General features: G+C 59.0%; 13 protein-coding genes and 4 pseudogenes. 10 read left to right on the top strand and 7 right to left on the bottom strand.

The genetic code is table 11. The annotated features are described in order from the left end of the window. Positions 1 to 282 precede the first annotated feature (282 nt). Entirely contained in the window at positions 283 to 2,304 is a 2,022-nt protein-coding gene (locus JG746_RS31610; RefSeq protein WP_199201271.1) for a carbamoyltransferase family protein, read from the top strand. 217 nt (positions 2,305 to 2,521) lie between these two features. On the opposite strand, the gene JG746_RS37885 is transcribed toward JG746_RS31610, so the two are convergent. Beyond that, on the bottom strand, positions 2,522 to 2,758 hold the full coding sequence (locus JG746_RS37885; protein ID WP_244748460.1) for a DUF6398 domain-containing protein: 237 nt from the start codon (positions 2,756 to 2,758) through the stop codon (positions 2,522 to 2,524). Then, positions 2,759 to 2,911 (bottom strand): PLP-dependent transferase, encoded by a 153-nt coding sequence (locus JG746_RS31605; RefSeq protein WP_244730574.1) that lies wholly within the window; start codon positions 2,909 to 2,911, stop codon positions 2,759 to 2,761. 318 nt (positions 2,912 to 3,229) lie between these two features. On the opposite strand from JG746_RS31605, the gene pdxR reads away from it, so the two are divergent. Next, the gene (gene pdxR, locus JG746_RS31600) at positions 3,230 to 4,699 is read left to right on the top strand and encodes a MocR-like pyridoxine biosynthesis transcription factor PdxR (protein ID WP_010913827.1); all 1,470 of its coding nucleotides are present in this window, start codon (positions 3,230 to 3,232) and stop codon (positions 4,697 to 4,699) included. A 22-nt stretch (positions 4,700 to 4,721) separates the two neighbouring features. On the opposite strand, the pseudogene JG746_RS31595 reads toward pdxR, so the two are convergent. After that, positions 4,722 to 4,882 (bottom strand): annotated as a pseudogene (locus JG746_RS31595) (LysR family transcriptional regulator); the annotation flags it as partial. 329 nt (positions 4,883 to 5,211) lie between these two features. On the opposite strand from JG746_RS31595, the gene nodB reads away from it, so the two are divergent. The 4 genes from nodB (at position 5,212) to JG746_RS31575 (ending at position 8,738) form a co-directional block, all read left to right on the top strand. Then, positions 5,212 to 5,871 (top strand): chitooligosaccharide deacetylase NodB, encoded by a 660-nt coding sequence (gene nodB / locus JG746_RS31590; protein ID WP_010913829.1) that lies wholly within the window; start codon positions 5,212 to 5,214, stop codon positions 5,869 to 5,871. 489 nt (positions 5,872 to 6,360) lie between these two features. Further along, positions 6,361 to 6,984, top strand: coding sequence for an FMN-binding negative transcriptional regulator (locus JG746_RS31585; RefSeq protein WP_202296081.1), 624 nt, complete (start codon positions 6,361 to 6,363; stop codon positions 6,982 to 6,984). A 27-nt stretch (positions 6,985 to 7,011) separates the two neighbouring features. Beyond that, on the top strand, positions 7,012 to 7,662 hold the full coding sequence (locus JG746_RS31580) for a LysE family translocator (protein WP_010913832.1): 651 nt from the start codon (positions 7,012 to 7,014) through the stop codon (positions 7,660 to 7,662). A gap of 263 nt (positions 7,663 to 7,925) precedes the next feature. Continuing rightward, on the top strand, positions 7,926 to 8,738 hold the full coding sequence (locus tag JG746_RS31575) for a TIM barrel protein (protein WP_162034361.1): 813 nt from the start codon (positions 7,926 to 7,928) through the stop codon (positions 8,736 to 8,738). Positions 8,739 to 8,752: 14 nt separating this feature from the next. Here JG746_RS31575 and JG746_RS31570 read toward each other — a convergent pair whose 3' ends face one another. Continuing rightward, the gene (locus tag JG746_RS31570) at positions 8,753 to 9,697 is read right to left on the bottom strand and encodes a LysR family transcriptional regulator (RefSeq protein ID WP_010913834.1); all 945 of its coding nucleotides are present in this window, start codon (positions 9,695 to 9,697) and stop codon (positions 8,753 to 8,755) included. Between the two features lie 160 nt (positions 9,698 to 9,857). Between JG746_RS31570 and JG746_RS31565 the strand changes: the two are divergent. Together JG746_RS31565 and nolL are read left to right on the top strand one after the other, a co-directional pair. After that, positions 9,858 to 10,421 (top strand): annotated as a pseudogene (locus tag JG746_RS31565) (hypothetical protein); the annotation flags it as partial. After that, entirely contained in the window at positions 10,414 to 11,535 is a 1,122-nt protein-coding gene (gene nolL / locus JG746_RS31560) for a nodulation factor fucose acetyltransferase NolL (protein ID WP_202324025.1), read from the top strand. The pseudogene JG746_RS31565 and the gene nolL, both read left to right, overlap by 8 nt. Before the next feature lie 35 nt (positions 11,536 to 11,570). On the opposite strand, the gene JG746_RS37320 is transcribed toward nolL, so the two are convergent. Then, a complete protein-coding gene (locus JG746_RS37320) occupies positions 11,571 to 11,726 on the bottom strand; it encodes a hypothetical protein (protein ID WP_274609110.1) in 156 nt (51 codons plus the stop codon). Between the two features lie 43 nt (positions 11,727 to 11,769). Here JG746_RS37320 and JG746_RS31550 point away from each other — a divergent pair, with 43 nt between their 5' ends. After that, positions 11,770 to 12,675 carry a LysR family transcriptional regulator gene (locus JG746_RS31550; RefSeq protein WP_010913836.1) on the top strand — a complete coding sequence of 302 codons (906 nt, stop codon included), beginning with the start codon at positions 11,770 to 11,772 and terminating at the stop codon, positions 12,673 to 12,675. Positions 12,676 to 12,795: 120 nt separating this feature from the next. Continuing rightward, positions 12,796 to 12,902 (top strand): annotated as a pseudogene (locus tag JG746_RS31545) (nitrogen fixation protein NifQ); the annotation flags it as partial. 521 nt (positions 12,903 to 13,423) lie between these two features. Here JG746_RS31545 and JG746_RS31540 read toward each other — a convergent pair. Continuing rightward, positions 13,424 to 14,650, bottom strand: coding sequence for an MFS transporter (locus tag JG746_RS31540; protein ID WP_044549158.1), 1,227 nt, complete (start codon positions 14,648 to 14,650; stop codon positions 13,424 to 13,426). A 56-nt stretch (positions 14,651 to 14,706) separates the two neighbouring features. Beyond that, a pseudogene (locus tag JG746_RS31535) lies at positions 14,707 to 15,067 on the bottom strand (RNA polymerase factor sigma-54); the annotation flags it as partial. Positions 15,068 to 15,218 lie beyond the last annotated feature (151 nt).

The following is a 15,218-nucleotide window of genomic DNA, read 5'->3' as shown; positions in this document are numbered from 1 at the left end:
ATGCGCTACGGACTTCGTGCTGCAAATAAAAACGACATCGCCAATGCAAATCGGCATCCAACCCAGGGTCTTCGTGGCATCCACTCAATCTCTCAACGTTATGGAACGCCCGGGACCTCGATCACAGGATCTCATGTTGATCCAGGCGTAAGAGAATTTCTTTGAGGTTGGTGATGTCTGACTGGCGTTCGCGGCGGCGAACGACAACGCAGCCTGTGTTTTTGATCAAACGGCCTTGAGACAGGCCAATTCAGTCTTCCTGTACGATAAACGGAGAGCGAGATGCTGTGTCTAGGATTGAGCGGCGGATTAGACAAAGTCTATGAAAACCGATTCCAGATTGCGAATACATTCATGCACGATGGCGCTGCGGTGCTCGTCCGAGACGGACAGGTCATCGCGGCCGTAGAAGAGGAGCGCCTCAATCGGATCAAACACTCCAACAAGCTCCCAATCAGTTCGGTTCAATACTGCCTTTCAGCCGCTGGGGTTCAGCTCAGCGAAATCGATCATGTGGCGTACTACGCTACCGAAGCCTATTGCAACGCCATGCTCGAAAACATGCTTGCTTCCGAGCCCGACGCCTCCATTCCGTTGGATGCCAAATTTTTGGTGCAGCAGCTGTTGGCGCAGGAGTTCGGTAGCGAGCTCGACCCTTCGCGTATCTCATTCGTAAGTCATCATCAGGCGCACGCCGTGAGTGCTTTTGCAATGTCGGGCTTCGAGCAAAGTCTGATTTTCGCGATTGATGGCTCTGGTGATTTCCAGTCGGGTCTTGTGGCGGTAGGATCTGGTGCTGAAATTTCGCAACTCGCGACTTTCCCAGAGAACAATTCCCTTGGGCTATTTTATCTCGAGGTGATCCGGTATCTCGGCTACGGCTTGTTCGATGAATATAAGGTAATGGGGCTTGCCCCCTACGGCGATCCCGTTCCCTATCGCGAGCTTTTCGAGCAGTTCTATGAACTGTCTGCAAACGGCGAGTATCGCGTCCACCTGGACCGCATCGGTCCGACTTTGCTTCGCACCATTCAGGTCCGGCAAAAGGGAATGCCATTCACTCAGCAGCACAAAGATGTGAGTGCGTCGCTACAGGAAGCACTCGAACGCATCGTGTTTCACATTCTTCGGCATCATCGTGAGGCCACGGGGATGACGCGGCTGTGCCTGGCCGGTGGCGTTGCGCACAATTGCTCCATGAACGGCAAGCTGCTCTATTCAGGCCTTTTCGAAGACATCTTCGTGCAGCCCGCGTCGCATGACGCTGGCTGCGCATTGGGCGCTGCATTAATCGTGTCTGGTGAGTTGGGCCGCCCCGCGCCGCGTGCGCGATTGCAGGAGGTTTATTGGGGGCCGGATCTCGCGAGCGATCATGCTGTGGAAGAGGAACTAAAGGCATGGGCGGGGCACCTGGAGTTTGAACGCACTGAGGAGGTGGCGGATAGGGCAGCCGAGTGGATGGCCGGTGGCGCCGTGATCGGCTGGGTGCAAGGTCGTTCGGAGTTCGGGCCGCGCGCGCTCGGAAATCGCAGCATTCTTGCCGACCCCAGGCCCGCCACAAACAAGGACCGGATCAACGCCATGGTCAAGAAGCGGGAAGGGTATCGCCCGTTCGCCCCATCAGTGCTGGAGGAGGATGCGCGCGAATTTTTCGACCTCCCAGGCAGTGCGTGCGAATTTCCCTTCATGAATTTCGTGGTTCGTGTGCGCGACTCCAAGCGTGGTTTGCTCGGCGCCATCACGCACGTCGACGGTACGGCTCGGCTGCAAACAGTATCGCGCAAGGCCAGTCCGGCCTACTGGGACGTCATCAATGCCTTCAAGCAGCGCACTGGCATCCCAATTCTGCTCAACACGTCCTTTAACAACAATGCCGAGCCGATCGTGGATTCAGTTGCAGACTCGATTGCCACGTTCCTGACGACAGGGTTGGATGGACTTGTGGTCGGGCCGTTCCTCGTCAAAAAACGGGCCGCAACGCTGGAGGATTGGACTGCGCTAGCGGTTTCATTGCCGCCTTATGTATCCCTGTATAAGGTCCGCGCTCACACGGCGCTGGATCGCCAGGAGACCATCTGCGAAATCCGAACGGATCACTCCAGCCGTGACGGTGTGCGTATTTCACCTGAATTGTTCGATCTGCTGACGCGAATCGAGGGCGAAGCCGTGCTCGCGGATCTCCTCGATACAATTACGCTGGATCAGGCCCAGCGCGAGGCTCTCACAGGAGAACTGCGACGGTTGTGGGAGCAGCGCCGCGTTCGGATGCGTCCCTCGCAAGCTGCTCGCGTCCATCAAAACTGATGCCAAAAGCTGGACGACAGATAACAGTTGCCGAAACACCGTTCTGTCCAAGCATCTTCATATGACTGTGCCCAGGCTGCGAGCATGCATAACGCCTATGGCAGTCGAGGATCAGTAATGGATTTGCTTGCCGGTGGCTCAAGACAGCACCAATTCGTCGTTTCTCGACGGCGGACCCGGTTCGGTGACTGCCTATGTCTCCGGCATCAGCCTGGTGTTACGCATAGCGGACGGGACGTGCGAGCGGGCTGCGCCGCTCGCGGGATAAGGCGGCGGCCCTACGGCGCGCCAAGCCGGCATATTCGTCGTTGAGATGCTTTTGGCAAAATGCATTGGTGAGGCGACGATCATGTCTTAGCGCGCCTTGACCCTTCGGCCCCCTCGTTGGCGATGCCCGACATCTCCTTTCGGGCAATCGCCTGATCGGGATGCGAGTCGAAGAAGGGGAGCTCACCTAACCCACGGCCGAATGCCCGTCGCGCACCTGCGCGATCGCAAGCGCCGTGGTGCTGTGCCATTCCATGCGAAGCGCGAGAGTCCTTTTCAGCCCGCGCAGAACCAGGAGGGAGGACATGGTCGAGAGCGCCGCGCCGGTGATGTAGCGCAAGCCCGTTTCGTACAGCGTGTGGAGGCTTCCGCGGCGCCGAGGATTGCGCCGCCAAGGCGGCGGCCTCATTCGCCGCAACACTTTCGATCGTAGGTCGAGCTCAGGAAGACGCGTGGTTGACCGGCATTGGGAAAACCAGCCGGATCGTAGCCGTGATGGATCGCGAGGGTAGCGAAGCCGAATTTGGCATCGTTCGCAGATGTGCCACTTTCCGGTCTTGGATTGCGGTCTCGGGCATCGGCTTCAGACGTGCCTTGGCTTTCGGAAGGAGTGGCTGCAAACTGGTTGATATGGAATGTCCAGTTGGCAGGAAAAGAAATGGTCCAGTCTCCAGGTCCCGGTGCTTCAACCCGCTCGCATGGCATGGGCGCGCGCCAGATCTACGAAGCGCTTCGCGAGCAGATCCTCAGAGGCGTTTACGGCACCGGAAGCCAGCTGCCGTCCTCCCGTGGTCTCGCCGAGGAACTTGGCGTCTCGCGAACGACCGTCACCGTCGCCTACGAGCAGCTGGCCGCGGAAGGTTTCATCGACATCCGTCAAGGCGCGCGCCCTCGTGTCGCATCCTCACTGCTGGGACATGAGCTGACCGCCAATCCCCCAAAACGGTTCGGCCCGGTTCACTTGTCAAGCTATGGCGAACGGCTGCGTGGTACTCCGCGCTGGCCGGATTACCTGCCGAACACGCTGAAGGTTGATTTCCGATATGGCGTCCTGGCGCCCTCAGATTTCCCCGCATCGGTTTGGAAGCGCGCGATGAACGCGGCGATGGCGCAGCGGCCGGCACGGCTCGCCTATGACGATCCGTGCGGTTCGAGCCGGCTCCGCCAAGCGCTTCAGGGCTATCTCTGGCGCGCCCGTACTGTGCGCTGCGACCCCGAGCAGATCGTCATCGTCAATGGTTCGCAGCAGGGCCTCGATCTCTGCGCGCGCCTGCTGCTCGACCCCGGGGACAGCTTCGTCATCGAGGACCCCTGCTACAGGATGGCGCGCCAGGTCTTTGCCAGTACAGGTGCCACGCCCGTTCCTGTCGAGGTTGACGATCACGGCATGCAAACGGAGCAACTGGCGGGGGTCGCGGCCCGGCTGGCCTATGTGACGCCCTCGCATCAGTTTCCGCTCGGCGGCGTCATGCCGATCCCGCGGCGGCATCAGCTTCTGGAATGGGCGCGGGAGCAGGGCGCCTATGTCATCGAGGACGACTACGACAGCGAATATCGCTACGATATCAGCCCCGTTCCCCCGCTGCATAGCCTCGAGGATCATGGGGCCGTCATCTACCTCGGCACCATCTCCAAGACGCTCTCGCCGATGCTGCGGATCGGTTATCTCGTCGTCCCGGCGGAATTCCTGCAGGTTTTCGAAACCGCCAAGCAGCTTGCCGACCGGCATTCTCCGATGGCGGGGCAGGAGTCATTGGCCTCTCTGATCGAGAGCGGTGGCTATGAAAGCCATGTGCGCCGCGTGCGCCGCATCAACGGCGAGCGCCGGGAGGCATTGCTGACCGCCCTGAAGCGGAGTTTTCAAGGTCGGATCGCCGTCCAGGGGGCAGAGGCTGGACTGCACGTCGTCATATGGTTCAACGACCTGCCGCGATCGCGTGAAACGGCGTTGGTCGAAGCTGCCCAATACGCGGGTCTGGGTCTGCACCCGATTTCGCCGCTTTATCATCGGCAGTCGGGAGCAGGCGAAGCCGACCGCGTCGGGCTTGTCATGGGCTATTCCGCCCTGAGCATCCGGCAGATCGAAAAAGGCGTCGAGATGCTGCGCGACGTCGTCGCTCGACTCTGAGACGCTGACGGTTCCGCACGCGGGTTAGAACGCATTCGCGGCCGCTCATCGTAAACAGTTCATCGTTGAAATAGTCGCGCGGCCGGGCGACGGCCGCGCTCATGGCCGGCTGACTAAGGTTGATGCTGCTGCCGCCGCCGTGAGGTTGCACGCGATCCAAGCCTTTGTCTCATCTATCCGCAACGTGGATGCTTGTCATCGAAACAATCGATTTTGCCGATTGTACAGAACGTCCCATAGGAAGAATTCAAGGATGCAGCCCTAAGGAGATTGTCGATGCGTGCGTTGGCTCCGAGGAGCATTTTCTGGTGTGTCCCTCCTGGTCTGCGCCGAACATCAAGCGAGCCGATCCCCTTTTCGACCAGGTACATCGGTGATCGGCGCAAGCTGCATCGCGTCGGCTCTTCGCGACAAGCTCCCCCCGATAGCGTAGGCCCCTACCTCAAGGATCGGGGTTATGCCGATTGCGAATGGCCGACCGGTACAACAATTGACCGCAAGGGTTCGCAGCTATGAGACGTCTCGATGACAGATGGAAGGTGCAGAGTGAATGCGCTGACGGCACCGGGCGTCGAAGCGTTTATCTGACGTTTGACGACGGTCCCAATCCATGTTTCACACCACAGATACTCGATGTGCTGGCGCAAAATCGGGTGCCAGCGACATTCTTCGTCATTGGTGCTTACGCCGCAGAGCATCCGGAACTCATCCAGCGAATGATCGCAGAAGGGCATGAGGTAGGCAACCACACGATGTCTCATCCGGACCTGTCCAAATGCGGTTTGGGCGAAGTGCAACGTGAAGTATTTGAGGCGAACCAGGCCATCATGCTGGCATGCCCGCAGGCCTCGATCCGCTACATTCGCGCGCCATACGGCGCCTGGAGCGAAGAAGTGTTCACTGCCTCAGAGATCGCGGGGCTGGCGGCCCTTCATTGGTCGATCGACCCAAGAGACTGGTCGCGCCCCGGCACCGACGCGATCGTCGATGCAGTGCTCGCCTCGGTACGCCCCGGCGCAATCGTGCTCTTGCACGACGGATGCCCTCCCGACGAGTCGACACGGAGCACTCAAGCCAGTCTGCGCAACCAGACCGTTATGGCGCTGTCCAATCTGATTCCTGCATTAGATGCCTGCGGATATGAAATTCGCTCGCTTCCAGAACATCACTGAAATGCGAGATCCCACGGACCTGCTTTCCCAGCCAGTACCTGTGTGGTCTCGCTTATGAAGGCTTACAGGCCGTTTGCGCCCTGCGAACAAGCACTTCGTCGACATCGGACAAACTGGTCGGCTCCGACCGGTTGGCTAAGGGTAGTGTTGTCACCTGCTACAGTGAAAACCCGCGCAGGCTCTCGGCATGCCTAGCATCGCCGGTAGGTTCACTTTTCGACGATTGTTTGCATGTATGGTTCACTTTGCGTTGGATCAATTTCATTGGGCTTGCCGCAGGCTCACATAGCGACCAAGCGGGATCGCTGGCTGCGTCCAAAAGGTTTGGCAAGCAATTCGCATACCGTGACCGGCACCGGGGATTCCGGTGCCCTGATCCGGTGCGCGATGCCATCTTTCACCAACTGGACTACCTCAATAGCTTCTGACTGGCTGTTTCCAATAGGCCAGCTTGCCGATACCTGACTTGGTAACGCAAGGAGTTTCGCGATGTACATCCCTCCCGCTTTCCGCGACGACGACAAGGAATGCCTGCGCGCGACCATTCGCGCGGCGCTGCTGGCGAACTTCGTTACCGTCACGGCGGAAGGGCCGCTCGCAACGCCACTGCCCCTCTTCCTTGACGAGAGCGAGGGCGAGCACGGCGTGATCTACGGGCACCTGGCGAAGGCCAATCCCCAGTGCCGTGTTCCGCCGCTGGGCGACGGCTTAGCCATCTTCATGGGGCCGGACGCTTACGTGACGCCGGCATGGTATGCGACCAAGCGGGAAACCGGGAAGGTCGTCCCGACCTGGAATTACGTCGCCGTCCACGCCTATGGCCCGGTCGAGTTCTTCGAGGATGCGGGAAGATTGCTGGACGTCGTGAATCGGCTGACCGACCACCACGAGGGCGAGCGCGCCTCGCCTTGGGCGGTGTCGGACGCGCCGCCGGATTTTATACAGGCGCAACTCCGCGGAATCGTCGGCCTGCGCATGCCAATCACGAGGCTGGAGGGCAAGCGCAAAATGAGCCAGAACCGGAACGCGGCCGACCGCGCTGGCGTGGCGGCGGGCCTTGCGGTGAGCGAGCGGGCATCTGACCGCGACGTCGCCGCTCTCATCCCAAAATAATCATGAACTTCGTCGGAATCGACCATCATGCCAGAACTGACCCCACTCGCCCTGTACCTCGCCGCGGCCTCCGTGCTCGCCATCACCCCCGGTCCGGGCATCTTCTACGTTGCCGCGCGCACGCTCGCCGGTGGTCGTCGGGAAGGTATCGCTTCCAGCTTCGGCACGGGGTTGGGGGGCATGATCCACGTCCTCGCCGCAAGCTTAGGTGTTTCCGCGATCGTGCTCGAGAGCTCGGAACTGTTCTCCGCATTAAAGCTGTTCGGCGCGGTCTACCTCGTCTGGCTCGGCTTTCGCACCTTTCAAGCCGCCCGCCTCAAGGGAGCGACTGGCGGCGATGACGGCGCCGCAGTGGGTCCAGTCGGACCCCGGCGGGCGTTTCGTGAAGGGGTACTGGTCGAGGCGCTCAACCCGAAGACGGCAGTCTTTTTCCTCGCCTTCATTCCGCAGTTCGTGAATCCGAGCGCAGGGCTCGTAGCTCTGCAATTCGTGGTGCTTGGCTCCGTGTCCATTGCGCTCAACACGCTCGCCGACATCGTGGTTGCCGTCGTGGCCAGCGGCATTCAAGACGGCGCGGCAGCGCGTCCCGGGTTGATCCGCCGCCTGAGGGAGGCGTCAGGTGGCGCGATGATCGCGCTGGGCGTCGGCCTCGCTCTGGCGAAACACCCTGCTGCCTGACTTTGGCGGGTACCTTGCGGAAGCAGTTGGATGGCTGCGAGCGAGTTCGGTCATTGCACCTATTTAACCATGTCTCAGGAGGCGCGGCACCGCCGTTTGGGTGAACGTCGGCTCATAAATGAGAGAAAAACATAGCGTGAGAGAAACGTGAGTACGACTGCCTCGCCTCGCTCATGCCCATCATTTCGGACCTCGCGAATCAACGCACGGTAGAAGCCAGTCAGCCGAGAATGACGCCCGTTTCATGGAAGGAAAGCCAAGCCATGCGCGAAGCATCGCCCCGCTTTGCACTCGATTATTTGGCGACGCCCGGACTTGACGTCAGGGCACTTTTCGCTTTTGCCCGCGACCAGGGCCTAACCGATGTCCAGATCCGCAGCCAACCGGGCAGCAATGCTATTGCACGCGGCATGCCGGCGGCGGACGTCCGGTCTGCGGCCGCCGACACAGGCGTTGGGATTATTTCCGTCAATGCCCTCCAGCGCTTCAATGAGTGGACCCCCGCCCGCAGGGCCGAGGCGAGCAAGCTCGCCGATTATGCAGCGGCCTGCGGAGCCAAGACGCTCATGCTGGTGCCGGTCAACGATGGCTCCTGGCCCGCCAATGTCGAGCGCCGGGGCGATCTCCGCGTCGCCTTGAAGGCGCTCAAGCCGATCCTCCAGTCGCGCGGTCTGATCGGTCTCATCGAGCCGCTGGGCTTCCGGACCTGCTCGCTTCGATCGAAGAACGAAGCGGCTAAGGCCATTGCCGCCATTGATGGCCAATCCGTCTTCCGCCTCGTGCACGACACGTTCCACCACACGCTTGCCGGGGAGACGTTCTTCTCCTCCGAGCTGACCGGTCTCGTCCACATTTCAAGCGTGAACGATCCGATCCACTGGATTTACCCGGATCGCGTCCTGGTCGGTTCCGACAATGGCAGCCAGATCCGGGCGCTGCTTGATGGCGGCTATGGGGGGCCCTTCTCATTCGCACCGTTTGTCGACGCAGCCCACCCGCTGGACGACCTCGCAGGCGCACTTGCCGCGAGCGTCGCTCTCTTCCGACACGGGCTATTGACGCGAGTGCCGGCGTGAGACGCGGGAGTAAATTAGGGCTGCCTGGGGCGCCTTTTGGCGTCCCCCGGAGAAGTCATTCGAGACGCCTCCTGTAGCAATATCTCTCGCAGCCAGATGCTTGCCGGATCACTGTTGTGAAGGGCGGGCCATTGAACGGCCTCGGTGAACGTGGGTAGTGGCAGCGGAAGTTCGATGATCCGCAGGGGGAAGGTTTTTTTGAAATGCTGAACCAGCCGGAAGGGCATGGTCGCTATACGAGCTGTGCCTGAGACCATCGGCGGGATCATGCTAAAGGCCTGCACAACGATCTCGACACGTCTCTTGAGACCATGCTCAAGAAAAAACTGTTCCTCGATGGAGGGCTTCAGCGTCCGCCCGAACTTGACCGCAACGTGCCTCATCGACATGTATCTCTCGAATGTAAGCTGCCGTGGCAGCTGCTTGTTCGTGGAGCAGCCCACGCACACGAGCGTCTCGTCGAACAGCGCCGCTCTTGGATGGGCACTTGACATGAACAATTCTGGAAAAATCAGAAAATCGACGTCACCGCGCCGGAGAAGCTCATCGGGGTCGTCGTCGATAGGCAACAATTCGAAGCTGACGGCGGGTGCTTCGCGTGCAACCCGCTCCACGACCTTTTCAAAAAACACGAGTGTGGCGAAATCGGAAAGAATGATCCTGAAACGGCGATCGGATTGAGCCGGATTAAACGGATCCCAAGAGATAATCGAGCACTGGATTTGCAAGAGTGCGCTGCGAACTGCGGGGGCGAGTGTTTCCGCACGCGGGGTTAGAACACGTTCGCGGCCGCTCGTCGTAAACAGTTCATCGTTGAAATAGTCGCGCAGCCGGGCGACGGCCGCGCTCATGGCCGGCTGACTAAGGTTGATGCTGCTTGCCGCCGCCGTGAGGGTCCGCTCGGTCAGCAGTGCGTCGAGCACGACGAGAAGGTTCAGATCAAGGCCCTTGAAGCGCATGGCTTTCACTTATCCATAGCGTGGATGCTCGCGATCTAAACAATCGATTTTACCAAACTTCCAGGGCGCTGCATAGATGACCGCACTTGACATGCGCCCGATCACGCCACTGCTTCTGCAGCGTGTGCTGGGAAATGACTTGTAAGTAGCCGATCATGTCGAACTCTCCGCCTTCTTCCAAAAGGCCTATGGGCGACAGGGGCTTTCAGGCGGTTGTAGCTGGGCCGGTGCAGGGCCGAAGGTTCGCGCAATCGGCTCTGATGTGCACGGCGTAGCAGCTCACTAGGACCTGCTGCGCCATTTCTTCACGGTTGGCGAGGTTGATTGCTTGGTAGGCGAACTCGGATCGTACAGGATGCATCCGGATCTTGAGAGACTCGGAATGAGTCGTTCTATCCGCGTCATGCGTCCGGTGCTGCAGCAGCGTGGCATTCCATTCGCTTTTGGCATGGTTCGGCACCCGCTGCGAAACCATCTTGAGAGGTTTTGCAGAGACGGCCAGACGACCATAGTGCCGGGCGTTCGCATCGCCACACATGATCGCGACCGCCAATGCGCTCGAGGTTTGCGATCAGGCACTGGGATGTTGTCCGCTCGGTTGCAGCCAATCGGCCCTCCATACCACGCCGCGATCGGCGTGATTTTCGATCCTTTGCACCGCGCTCGCCGTGCCCAGAAACGGCAAGTAGCAACTGCAACAGATAGGCTGGAGTCTGATGCTTGATAACATAAGAGCCGGAGCGAAGGGACGCGGCTCGTGCCCAGCAGGGACAAACAACCGAGACCTAAGCTTCGATTTCGCCAAAGGCATACTCATTACTTTGGTGATAATTGGGCACTTGTTACAATATTTAATCTACCAGGGCACCGACGCTTTCTGGCTGTCGCCGTATTTCAAGTCGATCTACATGTTTCATATGCCTCTCTTTATGGCGCTAAGCGGATATCTTTCTTCTGGGGCAATTTTGCGAAAATCGTTCACCCAAGGTGTCGGTGAGCGGGCAATGCAGCTACTACTGCCAATGCTTTTTTGGTGTACGTTGATTTGGACGTTAAAGTCCGCAGTTATTTTTCCCATGAAGAGTTTAACTGATACATTGTTGGATTTGTCGACGGAAGTTATTGGAACCTATTGGTTCATATGGGCGGCATTTATTTCGTTCATTCTGATTAGAGTTCTTACAACTTTCAACCGTCTATCGATATGGATCATAAGCGCATCTGCAATTGCGGTCGCATTCGCACCCATCACGTTATCAATAACCCCGTTGTTAAAGTACACTTACCCATTTTATTGTTTAGGGTTCCTGTTTGCCCAGCCGATCGGATGGCAGAATGGCGTCATCTGGCGTCACAAATCCATTTTTGTTGTCTTATTTTCGATAGCGGCTTTCATATGCTTCCTCGGGTGGGGCAAGGAGACTTATGCCTACAACAATCTCGTTTTAATTCATGATGAACAGTCAGCTAAACAAGTTTTTCTGATGTTCTCTGGCTCTTTGGCGGCTTCTGCGGTAGCAATGCAGTCTATGTTCCAATGCTGGAGACTTGTCTATTCGACTAGAGTAGCTCGCTTTGTCGCGGTGCAGCTTGGTCAGAGCACGCTGCTGCTTTACCTGGTCCAGGGTGCCGTGTTTCGCCTCATGGATTTGATACAGTTTGGAGAAGTCTGGAATCTCACGACCAGAATCACCTTCGCAACTGTGCTTGGAGTGGCGATTGTCGTCATAGCGATGGCAATTCGCAGTATTGCGCGCAACCTCGGATATGTGTCGCGGATCGTTGTCGGAGCGCCGCCACGCCCAAGTCTGCTCAAATCTCAATCTGTAATCAATTAGCCACGTGAAAAATTCGCATCTGTAATCGACATGTTTCATAGCTCCGGACCTATCCGATCGACTGTTGTACCGGTCGGCCATTCGCTCGTCGGCCGCGCTATCCCCATAACTACGACGAGCACGTCCTCCACGCGCGCGGGCGGCAGGTCGGGACACAACACCTCTGAGTGGGACCGTAAACGAGCGCCCATAATGGTCACGATGACAAACAACCACGTTACGGACAGATGAGGCATGCGTTTCAAAGGCCTTGATCTGAACCTTCTCGTCGTGCTCGACGCACTGCTGACCGCGCGCAACCTCACGGCCGCGGCAAGCAGCATCAACCTTAGTCAGCCGGCCATGAGCGCGGCCGTCGCCCGGCTGCGCAACTATTTCAACGATGAACTGTTTACGATGAGCGGCCGCGAACGCGTTCTAACCCCGCGTGCGGAAACACTCGCCCCCGCTGTTCGTGGCGCACTCTTGCACATCCAATGCTCGATTATTTCTTGGGATCCGTTTAATCCGGCTCAATCCGATCGCCGCTTCAGGATCATTCTTTCCGATTTCGCCACACTCGTGTTTTTTGAAAAGGTCGTGGAGCGGGTTGCACGCGAAGCACCCGCCGTCAGCTTCGAATTGCGGCCGCTCGACAACGACCCCGATGAGCTTCTCCGGCGCGGTGACGTCGATTTTGTGATTCTTCCGGAATTTTTCATGTCGAGCGCCCATCCAAGAGCGGCGCTGTTCGACGAGACATTCGTGTGCGTGGGCTGCCCCACGAACAAGCAGTTGCCACGTCAGCTTACATTCGAGAGATACGTGTCGATGAAACACATTGCGTTCAGGGTCGGCGGTGCCCAGATGCCATCCATCGAGGAACAGTTTTTGCTTGAGCATGGTCTCAAGAGACGTGTTGAGATCGTCGTACAGGCCTTTAGCATGATCCCGCCGATGGTCTCAGGCACAGCTCGGATAGCGACCATGCCCTTCCGGCTGGTTCAGCATTTCAAAAAAACCTTCCCCTTGCGGATCATCGAACTTCCGCGGCCACTACCCACGTTCACCGAGGCCGTCCAATGGCCCACCCTCCACAACAGTGATCCGGCAAGCATCTGGATGCGGCAGATAATGTTGCAGGAGGCATCCCGCATGTGAAGTCGCGGGCACTCCTGGTCTCAGTCTAGATTTACTCAGCGCCTCATACGGGTGCGAACCGGCGTGCAAAATTGGGTCTGACGCACATTCGATGATTTTGCATGACGGCGTGCCACGTGTTTCCCCATGCTGGCAGCCGGCATCACCAAAAACATGAAGTGGAAGAAGTACTTTTACCGCAAGCTATGCGAGGCTGAAGGTTTTCGCCATGCGCCGCACCGAATTGCGGGGATACTGAGCGTGAGATAACTCGTCTCGTCCTCCTTCCGAATTCCGGTAAGCCGCCTTACCAAGGGCAGGCGGCGCTTGAGATTCCGCCGCTGGAAATCCGTCGCGCGGGGCTGTCGACGTTCAATCGCGGCTGGATCACAGTTGGTGAATACAACTACGATATCGCCGAACGATCCTCTATTTCGGGCCGAATCAGAAGCTGCGGGGCATGTTCGGCCCCGAGCTTCATGTAAGAGATCAGGCGCGCGATCCGCCCGATGCTCGCCGCAAGACAGAGCCGCATAGACCGCGTCGCCATGCCAGAGCGGTCGACGGACGAGGCGGTCCGGTTCGGTCCCGCACTCTTAGGTTCTCTCGTCGGCACCATCATTCGAAACGCCCCCGCCGGTCGAAATCGACCGGACAACAGCGTCCGATCACCCGGAGACGAGGCCTGCAACCGCCAAAAATCGTGCGTAGGATCGCACCGCGCGGCTGATGATTGCATCTTTCCCGCGCTGCACTGATGGCCTCTCTGTCAGGTGGTCTGAGGTTCGCGCTTCGGGCCGAGCAAGAACACTGTCAGGGCGCCGAGGAACGAGGCAACGGCGCTGTAGGCAAGGGAACTGGCGACGCCGGCATTGTCCATCAGTAGTCCGCCGAAAATCGCGCCCGCTGCGATGGCTACCTGGAACGTTGCGGCCATCAGCCCACCGGCGCTTTCGGCCTGCTCGGGAGCGGCGTGCAGCACCATCCATGTCTGCAGTCCCACCGGCACCGCGCCGAAGGCAAAGCCCCATACTGTAACCGCAATCGCCGTGGCCCAAGCCGATGCTCCCAGCGTCAGCAGCGAGACAGTGGCCATCGCTATGAACAGGGGAGGCAGGGCCGCGGCTGCCTTGAGGCTGTGCTCGGCCAGGAATCCGCCGGCCAAATTGCCGAAGAAGCCGCCGATGCCAAAGACGAGCAACACCAGCGAGATCGTCTCGATATCAAGCGCGGGAAACTTCTCAAGGAAGGCGCGGATATAGGTGAAGCCGGCGAAGTGCCCGGAAGCGACCAGCAGGACGACCAACATCGCGACTTTGATCATCGGATTCTTGGCCACATCCAGCAGACTGCGGAAGCTGGCCACTCCAATCGGAGGCAGCCTCGGAATGGTTATGAGTTGCACTACCAGCGTAACGGCGCCGACGACCGCAGCGATCATGAAGGCGGTTCGCCATCCCCAGATATCGCCGACATAGGCGCCGATTGGAGCCGCGCAAACGGTAGCGCAGGTAACGCCGGTGAGGATGATCGACATGGCGCGCCGCAGGAGGTGACTTGGAACGAGCCGCATCGCCAGCGCTGCCGAAATCGACCAGAACCCTCCGAGTGCTATGCCGAGCACGACGCGGGCGGCCAGGAGAACCGGCAGCGACCCCGCGACGGCCGATAGAACGTTCGACAGGATCAGCAGCAGCGTCATCGCCCATATGACGATCCTGCGGTCCAGGGGCCTTGTGATGACGGCCATCGTCGGCGCCGAGATCGCCCCCACGATGGCGGTCGTTGTCAGCGCCTGTCCGACTGCACCCTCGGTGATAGAGAGATCATGCGCGAGCGGCGTCAGCACGCTGGCAGGCAGAAACTCTGCCGTCACAAGCCCAAAGGTGCCTAAGGCAAGCGAAATGACTGCACCCCATGCGGGACCAGACCGTTGATCTGGCTGTTTTGGGTCATGCAGAACTCCGTCCATGAAGCCCGTAGCGGATTCGGTCATCAACAGGGTCTCCAGTTTGGATGTGCTGCAAACTCGGGTTGCTGCGTTGACCCGCATTAACGCCAGAAGCGCCATTGCCTGCGGCATTGCACGGACGAGGGGATGTTCATCGCTTCGCGATATTTTGTGACGGTGCGGCGCGCAAATCGATGGCCCTTTCCTTGGGCCGGACGACGATGTCGTCGTCGGAAAGCGCGTCATCTTGCGATTCGTCGGCGATTGTCGCCTTGATCCGATGGCGGACAGCTTCGGGGGGGACCGCGCGTCGCCACCTTGGGAGGACGCGCTCGCGACGGTGAAAAAATACTTCAGTTCGAACACTTCGCGCGGGGTCTGCATGTATGTGTTCGACGTCACCCGGCTTACCGTCGCCTGATGCACTTTGATCGCGTCGGCGACCCTCCTGGCGGAGGCGGGTAAGCGACAATTGGGCGAGCGCCACGGCTCCGTCAGTCTCGAACCAGCCATAGCAAATCAGATACCGGAGGAGGGACGTCTGGAGGGGACGTTCGGCGCAAACGTGCACGGTCTCCTTGGGCGCTTGTATGGAACTTCGCGTTTTTGCCAT

The organism is Mesorhizobium sp. 113-3-3, assembly GCF_016756495.1.
GTDB lineage: Bacteria > Pseudomonadota > Alphaproteobacteria > Rhizobiales > Rhizobiaceae > Mesorhizobium.
The sequence above is the reverse complement of the archived record's forward strand: the minus strand, read 5'-3'. Positions and strand labels throughout refer to the sequence as shown.

Bases quoted from the DNA above. Each gene is read 5' to 3' on its own strand.
- JG746_RS31610 (WP_199201271.1), top strand. From the start codon at position 283: ATGCTGTGTCTAGGATTGAGCGGCGGATTAGACAAAGTCTATGAAAAC.
- pdxR (WP_010913827.1), top strand. From the start codon at position 3,230: ATGGTCCAGTCTCCAGGTCCCGGTGCTTCAACCCGCTCGCATGGCATG.
- nodB (WP_010913829.1), top strand. From the start codon at position 5,212: ATGAGACGTCTCGATGACAGATGGAAGGTGCAGAGTGAATGCGCTGAC.
- JG746_RS31585 (WP_202296081.1), top strand. From the start codon at position 6,361: ATGTACATCCCTCCCGCTTTCCGCGACGACGACAAGGAATGCCTGCGC.
- JG746_RS31580 (WP_010913832.1), top strand. From the start codon at position 7,012: ATGCCAGAACTGACCCCACTCGCCCTGTACCTCGCCGCGGCCTCCGTG.
- JG746_RS31575 (WP_162034361.1), top strand. From the start codon at position 7,926: ATGCGCGAAGCATCGCCCCGCTTTGCACTCGATTATTTGGCGACGCCC.
- JG746_RS31570 (WP_010913834.1), bottom strand. From the start codon at position 9,697: ATGCGCTTCAAGGGCCTTGATCTGAACCTTCTCGTCGTGCTCGACGCA.
- nolL (WP_202324025.1), top strand. From the start codon at position 10,414: ATGCTTGATAACATAAGAGCCGGAGCGAAGGGACGCGGCTCGTGCCCA.
- JG746_RS37320 (WP_274609110.1), bottom strand. From the start codon at position 11,726: ATGGGCGCTCGTTTACGGTCCCACTCAGAGGTGTTGTGTCCCGACCTG.
- JG746_RS31550 (WP_010913836.1), top strand. From the start codon at position 11,770: ATGCGTTTCAAAGGCCTTGATCTGAACCTTCTCGTCGTGCTCGACGCA.
- JG746_RS31540 (WP_044549158.1), bottom strand. From the start codon at position 14,650: ATGACCGAATCCGCTACGGGCTTCATGGACGGAGTTCTGCATGACCCA.